Genomic DNA, 18,270 nt, shown 5'->3' on the forward strand with positions numbered 1-18,270 from the left:
CTCGAACCCGGCAACTGACGCTGCCGGGTTCGACCTCTCACATAAACTTGTAATCAAAGCCTACGCGCAGATAACGGCCCATGGGGTCGTACTGGGAGATGTCGTAGTAGTAGTTACTGCCCAGAGCAGGGTCATACGGTGGCTTCTTGTTGGCAATGTTTTCCAGGGAAGCCCGTAATGTAAGGTTCTTGAACCCCCTATAGCTGACCGATGCATCGAACTGGCTATAGCTGCTGATCTTGTCCTTGCCCTCAGTGGCCAGGGAGTCCAGGTAGGACTGGTGATAGCTGCCCGTGTAGAGCCAGCTCAAGCGTGTGCTCCAGTCACTGTAGTTCCAGGTCAGCCCGGTATTGGCTTTCCAGCGCGGCATGGCTGCCCAGTAATTGCCACCTGCCACGTTGATCAAGGAAGCGCCTGGATACTCCGGATAGCGATAATCCTTCAAATAGGTCCAGTCGCTGGTCAATATGAAGTCGCCAAAGCCATCAGTAGGCAGGCGCTGCGCCAAGGTCAGCTCATAGCCGGAAGTCTTCAGGTGACCCAGGTTCTCGTACCGTGTGATCACGCGAGTTAGGTGGCCATCCTCATCACGAATGACTTGGCCGGGATAGCTGTCCTGATTCTCGATTACATAGTTCGCCGAGACGGCATCAATATAGTTCTCGATGTCGATGTGGTAGTAATCAAGTCCGATGGTGGTGAGCGGTGTGGGTGCAAATACAACGCCCAGGCTGATGTTCTTGGTGCGCTCAGGCTTGAGCTCCGGGTTCGACTCCTGAAAGCGGTTTATGTTGAAGTTCTGGCCTGGGCGAAGCGGATCATAAGGGTCCGTTGCGGTGATATAGGAAACAGAGGCGCTGTCGGCGTTTTCCGGTATGGTCGGCGCGCGGAAACCACGGCTCCAGGAGCCTCGGAACGTGACACGATCTTCTGGCTGCCAGCGAAAGCCAAACTTAGGTGAGAAGGCCTTGCCAAAATCGCTGTACCAGTCCGCACGGCCCGAGGCATTCAGCTCCAGGCTGTCGAGTACCGGGATGGTGGACTCGGCGAAAAGCGCCTTGACGACGCGATTACCCGAAAATGAATTCAGCCCCGAGTTCATGACCTCTCCCGAAAGGATTTCATCAGCGGCCGGTGTATTCATCGACTCTGAACGGATTTCGCCGCCTAATGCCAGCCCGATAGGGCCGCTCGGCAACTCATACAGATCGGAGTTGGAAAACGTAAAGTTGGCAGCCTTGGTCTTCGTATGGCCGATGCGGGTGCTATTGATCAGCAGCCCACGCGCCGCATCGGGGGTAAGCTCGGGATTGTTGAAGTTGTACGTCCCATTATTGAGCGCATCCTGCAAGGCTGAGTAGCCCAGCGTTTTGCTGTTGTTCTCAACGCGGTTTCCCGCGTATGACAGGTTGGCGTTCCAGTCCCAGGCCGTATCGGCAATCGTTCCCCTGAAGCCGGTCATGACGCGGTAGGAATCCTCGTCGATCTTGGATGTGCGGCCACCGGGCTGCAGGAAGGAGGTGCTGAACGGCGTATCAGCTCCGAACGGGTTGTAGGGGTTACCGGCAGGCAGAATATTGGGAACGCGCTCGACCTCGCCAGCTGCGTTATAGTGGTAGCTGCTGCTTGAGAAGGCGGCTGGCGCATAGCTCTGCCACGTATGGGTCTGGCTGTAGAGCACCTCACCGTATCCTTCGAGGTTATCGCTGAAGCGGAACGTGCCGCGAGCATAGCTGTTGTAACGCTCAGTTTTGGGAATAACCGTCATCCAGGGCTGGATGTTATAGCCACAGACGTTGCTGGAGTAGGGTAGCCCGAAGCTGGAGTAGGGCATCAGTTGCGAGCCTGCCGGGCATGTCGTGGAGTACGGCTCTTGCCCCGAAGGCCGCCAGACGTTAGTTGTTCCCCAGCCGGTGTATCCGGCAAAGCCAGGCTTGGTGTAGTTGCCGCTGGCCAGATAATCCCGGTCGCTGGCCATGACCATGTCACGCTGATAGGCATCCAGACCAAACGAGATATTGAAGCGGTCCTCGTCCAGATTGCCGATACCGCCCGTGAGATAACCACTCTTTTGATCGCCGCCGCCATCATCGCTCCAGCCGCGATCGGCGCCAAATGTAATGCCTTCGTCCTTCTGCTTGAGAATGATGTTGACGACGCCGGCGACCGCATCGGACCCGTAAACGGAAGATGCACCATCCTTGAGGACTTCAATGCGATCCACAGCTGACATTGGAATGGTGTTGATGTCGGCAAAAACGTCCGACAGGTTTTGTGCAAAGGCGTAATTGGGCAGACGCTGGCCGTTTACCAGGACCAGGGTGTATTTTTGGCTCAGATTGCGCAGCGCAATACCGGCTGCACCAGGTGCAAAACTGTTGCTGAAACTCTCGTTGTAGCTCTGCCCGCCATTGGCGGCGAGGTCCTTGAGGAAGTCGGCTACGGTCGCCCTGCCGGACTCGCGTATCTCTTCGGCACTGATGACCTGCACCGGGTCCGCCTTGGCACTGTCCGAGCCACGGATATTCGAGCCGGTGACCGTCACGTTGTTGAGGCGTGTTTCCGCGCGTGCTTCGGTGACATTGCTTTCATCCGTGGCTTCCGGTGTCTGTGCATAAACAGTGGATGCAAGGCCGCCCAGGGCTAACAGAATGGCAGGAAGCGGACGGTTGATGGCGCAGGCAAGCGGCTGTTCAGAAAAGCGTGGAGCGGACTTCAACATGATCAATTCCTTTTAAGGTAGCTGATATCGGCGAGGCCTCAGAGGGCTCGACGAACACCCGATCTGATCAGTGCGTCTGTAGCGGCTGTACAGGCGCTGTTATTCAATTCAACAGTGATACCGGTCTTACCCAGCCGAAAGGCCGGGCGTAGGCAAAAGGGGTTAGAAGTGATAGGTCGCACGGGTGAACAGCGTGCGGCCCAGCGGGTCGGTGTAGCGGGGGTCGTAGCCGCTCTGGAAGGTATCGGCTTGGTTCGAGAACGGCGGATCACGGTCAAAAAGGTTTTTGACGCCTACGTCCAGATCCAGCGTTTTGTTCCAGGTATAGCTCGCGCTCAAGTCCCACACGGAGTAGGAGGCCACACGCTCATGGCCCTCGGTGTCGTAGTCGCGGTAGCGGGACTGGAACCGGTTAGTGAGCGATGCGCTATAGGGCCCTTTGGCCCAGCTGGCGGTCAGCGCATGTTTCCAACGAGCTACGACTCGGCCATCACCGCCGGAGGCATAATTGCCTACGTTATCGATGTAGGCACCACCCTTTTGCTCCTGGTAGTCGTAGCGGTTGACCACCGTGCCTTGCAGCGTCAGGCCAAACTGGCCGTATGGCGATGTGGGGAAGCGATAATCCAGGGTTACGTCGACACCATTGGTTTTGACTTTCCCCAGGTTGGCCAGACCTGTGACGATATAGTCGATTGAACCATCGGCTGCTCGCACAATACGATCAGAGTAGGTTTCAGGATTATCAAAGACAGAGGCTTCCGGAAACTCCTCGATCTGGCCGGAAATATCGATCCACCAGAAATCCAGCCCGACGGACAAATTACGCACGGGTTGATAGACAAAACCGAGCGTGACGTTACGTGCGGTTTCCGGTGCTAGGTCCTGATTGCCGCCGCTTCGATTGCGGAATTGCTGCGAGCAGTCTCGGCTGGCTAAGCCGCCTGCAGCGGCGTTACCACCCGGGCAAAGTGACGGGTCGTTGTAATCGCCTGCGGTCCAGGTGATAAAGTTCGGGTTATACAGTTCATACAGTGAAGGCGCTCGGAAGCCCTCGCTGTACGCCCCGCGAACTACTAGTTCCTTTATGGGCTGGAAGCGGAAAGAGTATTTGGGGTTGGTTGTGCCGCCTACATCGCTGTACTTATCGTGACGTACCGCGGCAGTAAGCTCCAGCGAGTCGAGTACAGGCACGTTAAGCTCGGCATATTCGGCACTAACATGTCTGTCGGCAGAAACAGAGCCAGCAGGGTCTACGCCAAGGCTACTGAGGTTGCCTGCCCACTCTTCAATGGATGTTGAAAACTCTTCTTTACGGAACTCACCGCCAATGGCTAGCGCAGAGGGGCCTGCGCCAAACCAATCACCAATCTCACGGCTTGCACGCCCGTCCACTGCTTTAACTCGACCTACTGCGGTCTGGTAATCACCGCTCAGATTGCTTGAACTCAACAGGTTTAAACCTTCCTGGGTCTGTTCGCCGAAGGGGTTTAGCGTGCCGTTGGCAATCCCTTCGGTAATCTGCGTGTCATCCGTATAACCGCTGTGCAAACTGCTAACGACCTTGTTCTCGTTGTAGGAAGCTCCTAAGTTGTAATCCCATCCTGCGACATTGCCATCAAACGTAAGCTGAAGGCGCTGGCTGGTGTTCTGGTCATACTGAACACGAGCCCCTGCCGCCTCCTGACGAAAGTCCACGCCAACAGGCTGAGTCGGGTCGATTGCAAAAGAGGTAGGGGCTGGGGTAATGCCATTTCCTGGGTAAAACGCTGTGCCTGGATTGATCTCAAGACCTGTAACCAGGCTTGGGCCGATGATTGTTGTGTTGTTATTGCGAGCCCAGAAATAATCGAGGCTGACGTTATGATCGTCACTAAGCTTGCCTGTAGCCTTGGAAAAGATAGAGGTCTTTTCTGTTTCAGGCAGCGCATCGATATAGCTACGCGTGCTATAGCGACAGTTCCCGTTGGCATTGATCAGGTTAGGGCCGCTGCAGCCTGACGCTGCCGCCGGGTTTTCGCTAAACCCATTTTGGTTGTAAGTGGCCGGAAAAGCCCGGCCCGAGGTACCGTTCAAACCGCGTTCGGGTTGATAGTCTTTGGTAAAGGAGCGATCAATCGCCGAAAGGTGGTGCTGCTTGTCATAGTTGAGCACACCGAAGACATTGAAGCGATCGTTCTCCAAGTCCCCGAAGCCCCAGCTGCCATTGAAGTTGCGACTTTCCCCGCCACCTGAATGGGTCGGATAGTCATACCCCGCGCTGACTTGCCCATCTGTGACACTGGTCTTGGTGATGAAATTGATGACGCCTCCAATAGCATCCGTACCGTACAGGGCAGAAGCGCCATCTCGCAGGATCTCGACGCGATCCAATGCGGCGAAAGGAATAGTGTTGAGGTCAACAGCGCTGCCATCGATAGCATTGTTTGCCAGGCGGCGGCCATTTAGCAGAACCAGCGTCTTGTTGGCACCAATGCCGCGCATGTCAGCAAATGAGGCACCACCCGTACTTTCACCCACGGCTCTACTGGCGTTGTAATTGGATTGACTTGCCACGATACGGCTTATCAGTTCCTCGGTAGTCCGTACACCTTCCTTTTGCAGCTGCTCCGTCCGCAGGATGGTTACAGGCACGGCGGTTTCTGCGTCAACCCGGCGGATGGCGGAGCCAGTCACCTCAATGCGCTGTAACTGGGTTGTCGATACTGCTGCTTCGGGCGAAGCGGCTACGGCTGCAGCGGTAGACGGTGGCGCTTCCTCTTCCGTCGCCTGCTGCGCATGGACCAACGGTGCTACGCCAAGGGCCAGGCACAACGGTATGAATCGATACCGATGTACGGCCGCGACGAGCGGAGTGGGAGCAAACGGTTTGGCTATATCTCTCATCATCACTCTTTCATCCCCAAAGGTGAGGCGTTGTTTGTGTGGCTTTATGGGCCGCCTGCGCGCCGGTGGGTTGTGCCTTCCCGGGCGATTTCTCTTTTTTGAAGCAGCCGTTCCCCAACCCGCTTACGCAAGCGCAAGCGGGACGGCTGTACAGCAGGGGATCTAGCGGGAGGTCATGACCGCGATGCGGGTGATGCCCGAACGTTCGATGGATGCCATGGCCTTGGCGACCTGCCCATAATTCACGCCTTCATCGGCTTGCAGCCGGACGCGTACTTCCGGGTCCTTGGCTTTCACATCCTTGAGGCTGGTCTCCAGGAGTTCGGGTTGCAGCTCGGACTTGTCCAGATAGAACTTGCCGTCCTTGTCTACACTGACGATCACCGGGTCCTTCTGCTCGGCCGGAGCGACGGCGTCGGTCTTGGGCAGGTTGACCTTGATGGCATTGGTCATCAGCGGCGCCGTCACGATGAACACCACGAGCAGTACCAGCATCACATCCACCAGGGGCGTGACGTTCATCTCGCTCAGTACTTCATCGCTGTCTTGGGTTGAAAAGGACATTAGCTAGCCTCCCTCATGTCAGCGGCGGTGTGGGATATCGGCTGGCGGGTCACCACAAAGGCGCTGCGCTGGGCCAGGCTGTCGAAGTCGTGGGCGAAGTCTTCCATCAGGGCGGCGGCCAGCTTCAGGCGACGCAGGAAGAAGTTGTAGACCAGCACCGCAGGAACCGCGACGGCAATCCCCACACCGGTCGCGATCAGGGCATGACCGATAGGGCCTGCCACGGTTTCAAGGCTGGCAGAGCCGGAAGCGCCGATGCTCTGCAGGGCTTCCATGATGCCCCATACGGTGCCGAACAGACCGATGAAGGGCGAGGTACTGCCGATACTGGCCAGAATCGCCAGGCCACTTTCCAATGCACGCCGCTCCTTCTGGATCTGCTGGCGCAGGTTGCGTTCAAGGCGATCCGATCGGTTGATGGTCTGGGCCAGCTGCTGGGTATTCTTGGGGGACTCGGTGGTGACCAGTGCGGCAAACCCGCTGTTGGCGATACGAGCCAGCGCGCCGGGGTATTGCGAGGAGTGCTCGGCGGCGGTGAGCAGATCCGGCGCTGCCCAGAAGGCTTTCTGGAAGCGCTTGTTTTCGCCTTTCTGCTTGGTGAACTGAATACCCTTGATGAGCAGGATCGCCCAAGTCACTACGGAAAACAGAATCAGCGCCCAAAGTACGCCGGGAACAATCAAGGAAGTCAGTGAGCTGTTCATATCGTTACCCTCGTAAATTGTCTTGTCGGTACAAGCGGCCGTTATTGAGGCAGCTTGAAATCAATGGTCTGTGTGGCGAAGCCTTCGATAGGCGTGTCGCCGCGCTTGGCCGGTATGAATTTCCAGCCGCGTACCGCTTCTACCGCTGCATCATCCAGCTGCTTCTTGCCGCTAGACCTGGTCACATCCACGCTACCAGCACGCCCATTGGGCAGGACGCGGATGCGCAGGGTGACGCTGCCTTCCCAGCCCCGGCGCAATGCCAGCGAGGGGTATTCAGGCGGCGGATTACCCAGACTGGCGAGGCCTGAAACCGCAGCGGTTTCCTTGACCGGCGCCGGTGGGGCGGGCGGTACAGGCGGCGCTTTGGGAGCCGGTGGCGCAGGGGTTGGCTGCGGCGGCGCGGGTGGCGCAGGCGGTGTAGGCTTTTGCACGGGCTTAGGCTTGGGCTTGGGTTTTTCAACCGGCTTGGGCTTTGGCTTCTCGGGCTTGGGCGGTGGCTTGACGGCATTCTCGTCAACCGGTGGCGGCGCAGGCTCCTCGACCTTGGGCGGCTCGGGTTCCGGCGGCGGTGGAGGTGGTGGCGGAGGAGGGGGCGGCTCCGGCGCAGGCGGCGTAGGGCTGGAAAACTCCACGACCATCTCGGGGATCTTAGGCGGTGTTTCCAGCTGTTCAGCCGGCGCGTTATTGACATACCACCAGATGCCGCCATGTAGCAGAAGGGATAAACCTGCCAGCAGTGATAAGTCTCGGCGCGATACAGTACGTAACGAAGAGCGGTTCGGTTTGAACGGTATACCTAATACCTGAGTTTGATTCACCTTATTAGTATGAAGCCCTCCGGCTTCAACTTTAGTAACAGCATTACCCATCAAACGTCCTCTGCATTAAATCGACAACACGAAGCCATCGAGCCAATAAAGGCCCGCTCCAAGTAACAGCGCGTCGTAATTAGTTAGGACGTTGCTTACGTTGTAGTTTTGGCTGCATCAGTCAAATAGAGCTTCTGGCCCTTATTTACCAAAAGTGCGTTCAGCACATGGAGGTAATCCGATAAGTACGGCGTTGTTTTCATTTAAATTCCCAGCAGGTTGGTGAGAATCATCAACATCTTTTACTGAGCAAGGCATGTGCCAATGTAACGAAAATGTATCAAATTTCTGAATGGCTGCTGAATGGTCGCAAAATTGGAGCATTTATACGGTCAAGCGACTTTTTGGGGTCAACTCAGATACATTTTTTGTTGTGTAACTGCACTGTTTGTGTGCGGTCATCTCTTTTTTAGAGCAGGCAGGGTGAGACTAAACTGAAGCTATTTAATAACTCATTAAATATTTTATAAGTTGATGATAAGTGTCCTTGATATGACTGGTTGGTCATTAAATTTTGTTCATCAAATTGCGAGTATTCCGCATCGTTTGATAACTAATTAAAATAAATAGTGATGAGGTTATAAACGAACCGTGCCTTAGCTAAGGCACGGTTAAGCGGAAGGAAAGCCTGCAGGACGTGTTACTTTACCGAGGCGACTTCATCCTCGGTCGCTGTGATTTCCACACCAAAGCTACCATTTGCCTGATGGGCCCAAAGGTTGGCGTAGGCACCTTTCCTGGCCAGGAGCTCATGGTGGCGCCGTCTTCGATAATTCGCCCCTTATCCATCACCAGGATTCGATCCAAGTGGGCAATGGTGGATAGACGATGTGCAACGACCAGAACGGTCTTATTGCCCATGATTTCATCAAGGCTGTTTTGAATAAGGCGCTCCGTCTCCGAATCAAGACTGGATGTCGCTTCATCCATAATGAGAATCGGAGCGTTTTTTATCAGTACCCGGGCAATGGCGATACGTTGCCGTTGGCCGCCGGAGAGTTTAACGCCACGCTCACCTACCAATGCTTCATAACCCTGCTCCATGTGTTTAATGAAATCATGGGCATGTGCACGGCGTGCCGCTATTTCAATATCATCCTGTTTGGCTTTTTCTTTTCCATATCCGATGTTTTCACTCAACGTGCGATGAAATAAACCAGGCTCCTGGGGAATGAGACCTACTTGTCGGTAAAGCGACTCATATGTCATGTCGCGTATTTCAATGCCGTCAATTCGAATATTGCCCTCTTGCGGTTCATATAGGCGAAGTAACAAATTTAATAATGTGGACTTTCCTGAGCCGGAATACCCTACTATCCCCACGCGTTGTCCGGCCGGTATTTTGAGTGAGAAGTTTTGGAGTATGGGGCGGGTGGCCGAATATCCAAACGTCACATTTTCAAGCTCAATATCGCCGCGTTCGATTTTTATGTCCTGTGCCGTTTCTCGGTCCGGGTATTCATGGGGTTTTATTAAGGTATCGACACTGTTCTGAATATTGCCGCTCGACTCAAAAAAGTGCAGGAACTGATAACTCAGGTATTTGGCGTTGGCCACGATCAATAAGCCAAGGCTGGCGACCATGACGAACTGAGCGACATCGATTCGCTTTATGTGCCAAAGATACAAGGCCAGAGTGATCAGGCCCAGCCGCAGCACCAGAGCCATGGCATCCTGAAACCAGCGTACCCGTTCCATGAAGAAGAACGAGCGACGGGCCGCCTGCTTTTCCCGGGACAGATAACGGTCCAGGTACTGCCGCTCATACTGGTTTCTGGCAAAAAGCCGAACGCTGCTCAGGTTGGTGACAGCGTCGACTACTTTGCCGGAGGTGGTGCTGCGTGCTTCCGCATGGGCATGGGCAAACACTTGGGCACGTCTGGCCATCTGATAGGACGCCGTGACATAAATGAGCATCCAGGCCAAAAGGCTCAGGCTCAACCAGACGGACGCCGTAGCCAGCAACAACAGCGAGCCGATGAGTGTCACCGCAATCGGCATAAGCTCCACCACGGCCATATAGTTGATTTCGAGCAGTCCCACGCTGGCTTCACTGATGCGCTGGGACAGACTGCCAGCAAACCGTTCGCTGAAATAGCGGTGGGAGTGCTGTTGCAGATAGGCGAAAAGATCGCCGGTGACCCGGCGTTTCTGCATCGGCCGCACAATAATCATGCAGATACTCATGGTGCGTGAGAACAGCATTTCACCTAATGCCAATCCGGCCAGCAGCAGAAGGTAGGGCAGGCAGGCCTCCAGTACATCGGTGCTGCTCCAAAGTCCCTGGCTGACAGCGCCGGTGATTTCACCGATGGCATAGGGAATCAGTGTGGTACAGGCCGCTGCACAGAGTTGCAGCAGAACGATGGCTATATTCCAGCCAGGATACAGCCGGTTGTAATGCCAGATAAACGCCCGCGGCGTGCCGGGTGGAATCGTCAGGGGTTCAGCGGGATCGTCAGACATCGGATAGTCCTGGCTAAGTCGAAAGATCAGCAACAATCACAGCGAAAACGGCCCGGTTACCTGCTATGGGAGGAGGCGACCGGGCAAGGCGGGGATAAGCTAGAGCGTGAGCGTGAATCGGCTGGTCAAAACGCCGGGCAACAGGGTTGAGTCGGTATGTCGCTGACCGTAGGTGCTGTCGCTGACGCACAGGTCGCGCCGTTGGGTCACGGCTTCCAGGCTGGAGCCCAGGAAATTGAAGACGCTGTCATCAAAGCGCATCGTACTGACTGGCGCGACGATCTCTCCATTTTCTACCCAGAAACAGGCAAAGCGCGTCATGCCGGTCAGACGAGCCACGGTGATATCCGAATAATTCAGGTACCAGAGATTGCCGATATACAGCCCGGTATCCAGGGTTTTCAGAATGGCGTCATCAGCCAGATCCCCAGCTTTCATCACCAGCGATTGTGAGCTTTCGCCATTGCCGGCGCCGTTCTGCGTCAGACCGTACTCACGTGCACTGCGCGGGCTGACGAGCTGGCCAACCATCCTGCCAGCCTCGACGAGCGGCTGGTCCTGCCGTTGGAACCCGGCCGGGGTGAACGCAGGAGCCAATGAGCCAGATGCCTGCTCCGTCCAGCTTACCAATGGGCTGAGCAGCATGTGTTCACTGTGCAGTTTTTGCAGTGCACTCCGCTTGGTTGCCAGTTGCCGAGCAGAAAAACTGCCCCAATTCAGCAGGCCTACCACCTCGTTCAAGGCCGCTGGAGCAAGGTATGCACGGTACTCACCGGGCGAAAGCTGCCGGATTGGCTTGTTGAAGTGCGCAAGCTGACGCTGGGCGCTGTCCATCTGTGCGGCTACCTGTTCGCGATCCCAGGAAGTGCCGGCATACATGGATTTGACGGCATTGCCCTTCGGCTCGAAAAGGCTCCAGTCAAAGGTGCAGCTGCTGGCTTCGTGCCAACCCAGGCTACCCCATGAGCTGGCAAAGCCGCGATAGACAGGGCCGCCGGCATAAAAGCATACAAGGTCCTGAGCACCCGCCAGTGTGCTGACCTGCTCGGCGATTCCCCCTGCTGAGGCAAGATTACCCGACTGAATGTTTTCACTGCGCCAGGGGCTGGTATCCATCAGCAGGTAGGGATCTGCCGGCAGGGCCGCCACGAGTTTGCGCAATGAAACCAGCGCATCCTGCAGGGCGCTGCGGTCGGCCGCAGGGTTACCTGATAGCGTCACTTTGAAGCTGGCATGGCGCTCACCCTGGATCAGCTTGAGCGTTGCCTCGGCCTGTTGAACATGGCCGGCCTGTCGGACCTTGGCATGATTGAAGCGGACAAAATCGGATGCTTCAGCGCTGTACCAGAGCGTGAAGTGTTCTTCAGCTGATACGGCGGTACGCAACCAGTCCACCAGTGCTGCGAAGACATCGGCCGGTTTTTCGGTGGAGGCGAGTGGGGTTATAGTCATCAGGCTTCTCCTCCGAATACATCGACGTGGCTGAACACACAGGCGGGACTCGCATGGCCGACCCGAATAGCCTGGTTGGGCTCACCCTTGCCACAATGGGCGGTACCCATGACTTCGCGCGTCGAGGCATCGCCCACTGCCGACAGGCTACGCCAGAACTGAGCGGAAACGCCGCGGTAGTTGGGATTCTTCACAACATGGGTAAGCTGCCCATTCTCGATCATCTGCCCCCATTCGCAGCCAAACTGGAATTTGTTACGTGCGTCGTCAATGGACCAGGAGCGGTTGCTGGCCATGAGCACACCCCGCTCGATCCCGGCGATCAGCTGCGCAAGGGACTGGTCGCCATTTTCAACGTTCAGGTTGGCCATCCGGTCGATGGGAGGACGGTTCCAGCTGCAGGCCCGGCTGTTTGCGACGCCTGCCATGCCACTGCGTCGCTGTGAAAGTGCACCCCCCAAGGGTCGCTTGAGAATACCGCCTTCAATCAACAACTCCTTACGCGCCGGGCTGCCGTCATCGTCATGGCTGTAGCTGGCAATCTCCTCGGGAATATCGGGATCGAAGCTTACGTTGAGCAGCTCGGAGCCGTACCGGTAACTTCCGAACATGTCGGGTGTGACAAAGCTCGTTCCCGCATAGTTACGCTCATCGCCCAGGATGCGATCCAGCTCCAGCGGATGACCGATGGACTCATGAATCTGGAGGATCATCTGATCGGGCATCAGCAACAGATCAAGCGTCTCATTGGGCGTGTTCGGCGCGAGCAGCAATTGCAGCGCCTCATCGGCCAGGCGCGGTGCGCAGCCGATCAACCCGATGCGCTCCACCGCTTCCCGACCGCCTTGCTGACCCAAGCGGCCAAAGCCGAGGGTACGGGTCTGTGTATCGGTGCCGTCATAGGCGGTAACGTGCATGTCGGGGAAGAGAAACCGCTGGGCCTGCCGTACGCAGGCGCCGTGGTTGTTCAGGTAGATCTGCTCGGTCTCGACAATGTTGAGCTGGGCGGACCAATCCACGAAGCGCTCGTTGCCCGGAACGGAAGCAGACTCCGCCGCCAGGATGTCGAGCCATTCGCGGGTATCGGGAAAGGCCTTGTCCAGGTTGGGCGAAAGGTAATCCGCCCTGGCCGTGGCCACCGGCATATCGGTAAAGTCGATCAGGCTATGCCGGGCCAGTACCTGGGCATACTGCTCGGCCTGCTTGAGGGCTTTTTGAAGACCCGCTACGGTGAGGTCCGAGGTTGCTGCATAGGTCTCGATCCCATCCAGGCGAACATAGACCATTGCGCCTTCGTCCCTCTGAAAGAAGGGCGGATCGATGACATTTCGGGTGACGCTCAAGGCATGGGTGGTTTCGCTGACATAACGCAGGGACCAGGTGTCAGCGCGACTGTGAAGTAAGTCGAAGCGTTGTTGCAAAGACGCAGTCACATCGAACATAGCGAGGGTATTCCTCATATCCGAAGCGCCCGGGTACAGACCTTTTGAGTCTCTACCGTGCACTTGTCTGGACTCGTTCAAGTCCGCCAAAACAGAAAAGGAACCGTGTTGGTGCCTGATCCGCTCCTTTTGTTGTTCTCATCCAAGAGAGCTGGGGTCTATGAAAAAGTTGTGCCAGGTTTAATCAAGGCAAAATGCCTGTATGCCTTGGTTTAGACGGGATCGAGCTGTTTCAGCAATGCTGAGGGGAAAGAATAGACGGGTCGGGGAGGGAACGGTATGAAACTACCATGAAAGGACTGGACGCAGCGTGGCCTGCGTCCAGCAGTGGGATCAGGGCTGACCGACGTGAATGACGATCTTGCCTACTGTACGGCCCGACTCGCTTGCTGCGTGCGCTTTGGCGATATCTTTTAAGCCAAATTCAGCAGAGACAACCGGACGCAAGTGACCGCTGTCTGCCAGACGAGCCAGCTCCTGCAGGATTTCGGCATTGGGTTCGATAAAGATGAACGCACTGCGTATGTTATGGGCTTTGGTCTTTTCCTCGGATGGCGGCGCGACAATGGAGACCAGGATGCCGCCGGGCTTGAGAACGCTAAAAGAAGCTTCCTGCACATCACCACCCAGGGTATCGAAGACCAGATCGGCGTCTTTTACGATCTCCTGGAAGTTCTGGCTCTTGTAGTCGATGACCTGATCAGCACCCAGGGATTCGACGAGCTTGCGGTTCTTTTCGGAGCAGGTGGCAATCACCTGGGCGCCGCGCCATTTGGCCAGCTGTACAGCCAGTGTGCCGACGCCGCCTGAGGCCGCATGAATCAGTACCTTCTGACCCGGCTGGGTCTGGCCCACATGCACGATGGCTTCCCAGGCCGTGATACCGGCCAGGGGCAGGGAGGCGGAATCGGCATGGGACAGCGTCTTGGGTTTGCAGGCTACTTCGCTTTCGCGCACCGCGATGTATTCGGCGTAGGTGCCATTGCGCTTGATGTCCGGGCGGGAATAGACCGCATCGCCTTTCTTGAAGCGAGTAACGCTCGCACCGACTTCTTCAACGATGCCGGAAACGTCCCAGCCCAGGGTCACAGGCAGGTCGTAGGGCAGCATGTCCTTCAGATAACCCTGGCGGATTTTCCAGTCGACGGGATTGACCGAGGAAGCCACCACACGAATCAATACATCGTCGGGGTTCAGGGTCGGCTTTTCCACGTCAGTATAGGTAAGGACACTGGCATCGCCATAGGAGTGAATCTGAACAGCTTTCATCGAATTCTCCATGAAGTAGGGAGAGCGGCCGCCGTGGCCGTCTGATAGGTGATGTTGTTAGGTTCTTTTCAATGCAAGAGTTGCATTGACCTGCTTCAGGTGCGAAGTAGTTAGCGTCTCGCTTGTCATAAAACACGTTGAATCAAGGCGTTTTTCCCGTTTTCGAGCCATGCCGGTCGTCTGGCCAGACAAATTTCAGGCGACTCCTGCGGGTCTAGTGCTTACCGCATGATGACTGTCTGCTAGAGGTTTCATGAAACGTACGTCTGATAAAACGCTTCCTGTGCTGCTTATTGTAGTCGCCGTGCTTGTCCTGGCGCGACTGGCAGCACCTTATGGTATCCACCGCTACGTAGAGCAGACGCTCAACGAAATACCGGGGTATCGAGCCACCATCGAAGACGTGGACGTCAGCCTGTTGAAAGGCGGCTACACGCTCAAGAACGTTCGGATCGAAAAGTCCAACGGTGCAGTGCCGGAGCCGTTCTTCGAGGCTGAGCGCATCGATAGCTGGACCCAATGGGGAAAGTTTGTCGATGCAAAACCTGTGGGACTGATGCACATGTATCGCCCGGTGCTGACCTTTGTACTGGCAGACAGCGAAAGTCATAGTCAGACTGGAATCGATTCGAGCTGGTTGCAACAGGTCGATGCCTTATCGCCGCTACCGCCGAATCAGTCGGAAATCCATGATGGAATAATTCAATTGATCGACAAGCGTCCAGAGCGGCCCGTGACGCTTTACATCAGTAACATAGAGTCGGTTACTCGTAATCTGGCCAATGCAGACAATGTCGATGATCCGCTCTGGGCAGAATCAGAAATGACGGGTAATCCCATGGGGGCCGGCAGCATGACGACCCGCCTGCGTCTGGATGGTCTGTCGCCCAACCCGACGTTTGAGATGGACAGCGCAATCGATGATTTGCCGCTCAGCCGGCTGAATGATTTTTTCCGGGCTTATGCCAATATCGATGTAGAGCAGGGCACGCTGTCTTCACGAACACACGTCTCGGCGCAACAGGGTAACTTCACGGCCTATACGAAGCCCCAATACGAAAACCTCAAAATGGTTTCGCTGGAAAAGGACGTAAAGGAAAAAGGCGTCTTGGGCACTCTGAAGGAAGGCATCGCCAGTGTGGCGGCCAAACTGACTGATCAGGATGACCCACAGGATCCGGACGACGGGGTCACGTTGCGGTTGGCAGGCGTCATTAATGCGAATGAGCTTCGGCTCGATCCCAAAGCATCCTTCCGGCAGCAGTTTATCGACTCGGTGGTACCAGGGGCTCATTAGCCGGGCGGCAAGGCGAAGGGTGCTTTCGCCTTGCTTGCCAGTCACTGATCAATGCCCGCCAGGCCCTGCCGGATATCGTCGGTGCTGGCAGGACGGACCAGACGAGAGATTTCCTGGCCGTTTCGAAAGAAGATCAGCGTAGGCCAGAGCTTGACCTTGAAGGAGCGGCCTAGTCGCCGGCCGCTGCCATCCTCGATCTTGAGATGACGAATAGCTGGGTGATCCTGGAAGGCCTGCTCAATCAAGGGTTGTGCGGCCCGACAGAAGCCGCACCAGGGCGCGCCGAACTCGATGAGCGTGGCACCTTCGAGCGCATCGACCTCATTGCGGCTGGGCTCCTGCGCAGCATAGGTAGTGTTCATGGCCATAAGGGGACTCCTGAAGCGTCAAGGGATACCTTACAGCAGACCACCGATCGCCAGGGAATATCTCGAAAGCCGTTGCCATGTCCTACAGCGATATAGCAAAAGGCTTACACAGCATTACCACAGTTGGCGCTATGACGCTGCCGGGCCTGTGCGTAATCTACACATATCGGACAGCAGCGCAGGACGCGCTCATACGAAGGTCAAGGATGATGACCGAGCCAGGATGGCAAACTCGATAAGGACATTGAGTCCGGTCAGAAAACCCCGCTTAGGCGGGGTTTTTGTTTGCCTGCTAAAAAGTACCGCGCATGAAAAAGCCCGCCGAAGCGGGCTTTCCAGTATTACCGCGTTACAGCTTGAAGCGTGCCACCATGGTGTTGAATGAGGTCGCCAAGCGGGACAGTTCCTGGCTTGAGGCACTGGTCTGGTTAGCCCCTGCGGCAGTCTGGGCCGACAGGTCCTGGATGTTGACCAGATTACGGTCGACCTCCCGGGCGACCTGGGCCTGCTCTTCGGACGCACTGGCAATTACCAGGTTGCGCTCGTTGATCTGCGATACACCTTCGGTGATCCGGGTCAGCGCATCGCCAGCAGCAATCGCCAGGCTTTGGGTGTTAGTGGCCAGCGACTGGCTCTTCACCATGGCTTCTACTGCCTGATCCGCCCCGGCGCGTACCGTACTGATCATGCTTTCAATCTCTCCGGTGGAGGCCTGTGTGCGATGGGCCAGCGCACGCACTTCATCGGCTACCACGGCGAAACCACGACCCTGCTCACCGGCACGGGCCGCCTCGATCGCGGCGTTCAGTGCCAATAGGTTGGTCTGCTCGGCGATGGCACGGATCACGTCCAGCACCTTAGCGATATCGCGCACCTGACCAGCCAATGTGCCAACCTTGTCAGTGGAGGCGGTGATTTCCGATGTCATGACATTGATGGCCGTTACGGCTTCCTGTACCTGATTGCGGCCGGTCATGGCGTCCTGGCTGGTGGCCTGGGAAACTTCGGACGTCGAAACGGCGTTACGTGCCACTTCTTCCACCGCGGCGGTCATCTCGTTGACTGCCGTGGCGGCCTGCTGGATTTCGTCATTCTGGCGAGTCAGTCCCTGGGTACTTTCCTCGGTTACTGCACTGAGCTCTTCGGCTGCCGATGCCAGCTGATGGGAGGCATGGGCAATTTCCTGCAGGGTGTCCTTGAGGCTGCCCTGCATGTTGGACAGTGCCACCAGTAGCTGACCGGTCTCATCCTGGGTATGAGCCTGAATATGCTGGGTCAGATCTCCTTGGGCAATGCGCTTGGCGCTATCCACCGCCGAGTGCAGCGGGCGAGTAATCATGCGAGTGATCAGAAGACCCAGACCAATGGCCAGGAAGAAGGCGATGATAATGCCCGTGAGCAGCGTCAGGTTGGCGCTTTTCTGCGTATGCATAGCATCGGCGGCACTTTCTTCGCTCTGCTTGATGTTGATGGCCAGAATGTTCTTCAGCTCGCCAACAGCCTTGCGATAAGCCGGATAGGTCTCGCTGTTGGTTATCTTCACAGCGGTCTCAAGCTCCCCCCGACTCAGTGCCGAGATGACTTTGTCCACGCTGGCAGTATAGGCGGGCCAATCGTCGGCAAATTTGTCGCCTTCGGCCTTTTCCTCGCCATCCAGAGGGGTCGCTCGATAATCCACGAATGCTTTATCAACCGTCCCGCCGTTTTCTTTCAGCGAGTCCAGGGCTATTTGAACTTCGGCGGGCTCCGCATTCGTGGCCTTGAGTGCCAGCACTTTGTAGAGATCGCGGTTATGGGCAATGACGTTTCGGAAGAGCGTATTGACCGCCAGTACCGAGGCCAGATCGTTGTGGATCGCGTTGTCCAGATCATCGGAGAGCGAGTCGATGCTCTGTTTGCCCAACAGGCCGACCGCCAAGGTGATCAGTGCGCATAAAAGAAAGGCAATTAGCAACTTTGTTGCAAGTCTTGCATTGGCAAACCAGGCCATGGTGTGTCCCTGAAATAAAGGTGAGCGAGGTCTGAACACCATCGCTCTAGCATGAGTAATCAAACGTATTTAGTGGGCGTAGGGCATCGTTTAGCTGAGTTACGCCCATTACTCACCCTTCGTCATACATCGACTGGAAGGCGGGAAACTTGAGTTGTAATGAGGGATGGTTGGCGAAATGCTGTTGAAAGGATGGCATTTATATCGCGCTGTTCTACAGTTCTTTAGTCAGACTATT

12 protein-coding genes and 1 pseudogene are annotated in these 18,270 nt (G+C 56.2%); 1 reads left to right on the forward strand and 12 read right to left on the reverse strand.

The genetic code is table 11. The features are described 5' to 3' along the window. Positions 1–37: 37 nt before the first annotated feature. The 9 genes from PLU01S_RS03335 to PLU01S_RS03375 all read right to left on the reverse strand — a co-directional run bounded on the left by PLU01S_RS03335 (position 38) and on the right by PLU01S_RS03375 (position 14,377). Positions 38–2,722 carry a TonB-dependent receptor gene (locus PLU01S_RS03335; protein ID WP_074822088.1) on the reverse strand — a complete coding sequence of 895 codons (2,685 nt, stop codon included), beginning with the start codon at positions 2,720–2,722 and terminating at the stop codon, positions 38–40. A gap of 162 nt (positions 2,723–2,884) precedes the next feature. Further along, positions 2,885–5,611, reverse strand: a complete 2,727-nt coding sequence (locus PLU01S_RS03340; RefSeq protein ID WP_074822091.1) for a TonB-dependent receptor — start codon at positions 5,609–5,611, stop codon at positions 2,885–2,887. Between the two features lie 159 nt (positions 5,612–5,770). After that, on the reverse strand, positions 5,771–6,172 hold the full coding sequence (locus PLU01S_RS03345) for an ExbD/TolR family protein (protein ID WP_010795766.1): 402 nt from the start codon (positions 6,170–6,172) through the stop codon (positions 5,771–5,773). Next, positions 6,172–6,876, reverse strand: coding sequence for a MotA/TolQ/ExbB proton channel family protein (locus PLU01S_RS03350; protein WP_074822094.1), 705 nt, complete (start codon positions 6,874–6,876; stop codon positions 6,172–6,174). The genes PLU01S_RS03345 and PLU01S_RS03350 overlap by 1 nt, the downstream gene beginning before the upstream one ends. Before the next feature lie 41 nt (positions 6,877–6,917). Continuing rightward, a complete protein-coding gene (locus PLU01S_RS03355) occupies positions 6,918–7,697 on the reverse strand; it encodes an energy transducer TonB (protein WP_074822627.1) in 780 nt (259 codons plus the stop codon). A gap of 696 nt (positions 7,698–8,393) precedes the next feature. After that, positions 8,394–10,214 carry an ABC transporter ATP-binding protein gene (locus tag PLU01S_RS03360; RefSeq protein WP_312196037.1) on the reverse strand — a complete coding sequence of 607 codons (1,821 nt, stop codon included), beginning with the start codon at positions 10,212–10,214 and terminating at the stop codon, positions 8,394–8,396. Between the two features lie 99 nt (positions 10,215–10,313). Next, on the reverse strand, positions 10,314–11,666 hold the full coding sequence (locus tag PLU01S_RS03365; protein WP_074822098.1) for a TldD/PmbA family protein: 1,353 nt from the start codon (positions 11,664–11,666) through the stop codon (positions 10,314–10,316). Further along, positions 11,666–13,108: a TldD/PmbA family protein gene (locus PLU01S_RS03370; RefSeq protein ID WP_074822099.1), complete on the reverse strand. Its 1,443-nt coding sequence runs from the start codon at positions 13,106–13,108 to the stop codon at positions 11,666–11,668. The genes PLU01S_RS03365 and PLU01S_RS03370 overlap by 1 nt, the downstream gene beginning before the upstream one ends. A 333-nt stretch (positions 13,109–13,441) precedes the next feature. After that, positions 13,442–14,377 (reverse strand): NADP-dependent oxidoreductase, encoded by a 936-nt coding sequence (locus PLU01S_RS03375; protein WP_010795760.1) that lies wholly within the window; start codon positions 14,375–14,377, stop codon positions 13,442–13,444. A 253-nt stretch (positions 14,378–14,630) separates the two neighbouring features. Here PLU01S_RS03375 and PLU01S_RS03380 point away from each other — a divergent pair, with 253 nt between their 5' ends. After that, complete coding sequence (locus PLU01S_RS03380; RefSeq protein ID WP_074822103.1) at positions 14,631–15,674, forward strand: DUF748 domain-containing protein; 1,044 nt, start codon at positions 14,631–14,633, stop codon at positions 15,672–15,674. Positions 15,675–15,715: 41 nt separating this feature from the next. Here the strand turns inward: PLU01S_RS03380 and PLU01S_RS03385 are convergent, their stop codons facing one another. The 3 genes and pseudogenes from PLU01S_RS03385 to PLU01S_RS26535 form a co-directional block, all read right to left on the reverse strand. Further along, positions 15,716–16,042 carry a thioredoxin family protein gene (locus PLU01S_RS03385; protein WP_019366033.1) on the reverse strand — a complete coding sequence of 109 codons (327 nt, stop codon included), beginning with the start codon at positions 16,040–16,042 and terminating at the stop codon, positions 15,716–15,718. Between the two features lie 349 nt (positions 16,043–16,391). Next, positions 16,392–17,255, reverse strand: a complete 864-nt coding sequence (locus PLU01S_RS26530) for a methyl-accepting chemotaxis protein (protein WP_409438611.1) — start codon at positions 17,253–17,255, stop codon at positions 16,392–16,394. Further along, positions 17,250–18,074, reverse strand: a pseudogene (locus PLU01S_RS26535) (MCP four helix bundle domain-containing protein); the annotation flags it as partial. The gene PLU01S_RS26530 and the pseudogene PLU01S_RS26535, both read right to left, overlap by 6 nt. Positions 18,075–18,270 lie beyond the last annotated feature (196 nt).

It is taken from the genome of Pseudomonas luteola NBRC 103146 (genome assembly GCF_002091675.1).
GTDB lineage: Bacteria > Pseudomonadota > Gammaproteobacteria > Pseudomonadales > Pseudomonadaceae > Chryseomonas > Chryseomonas luteola.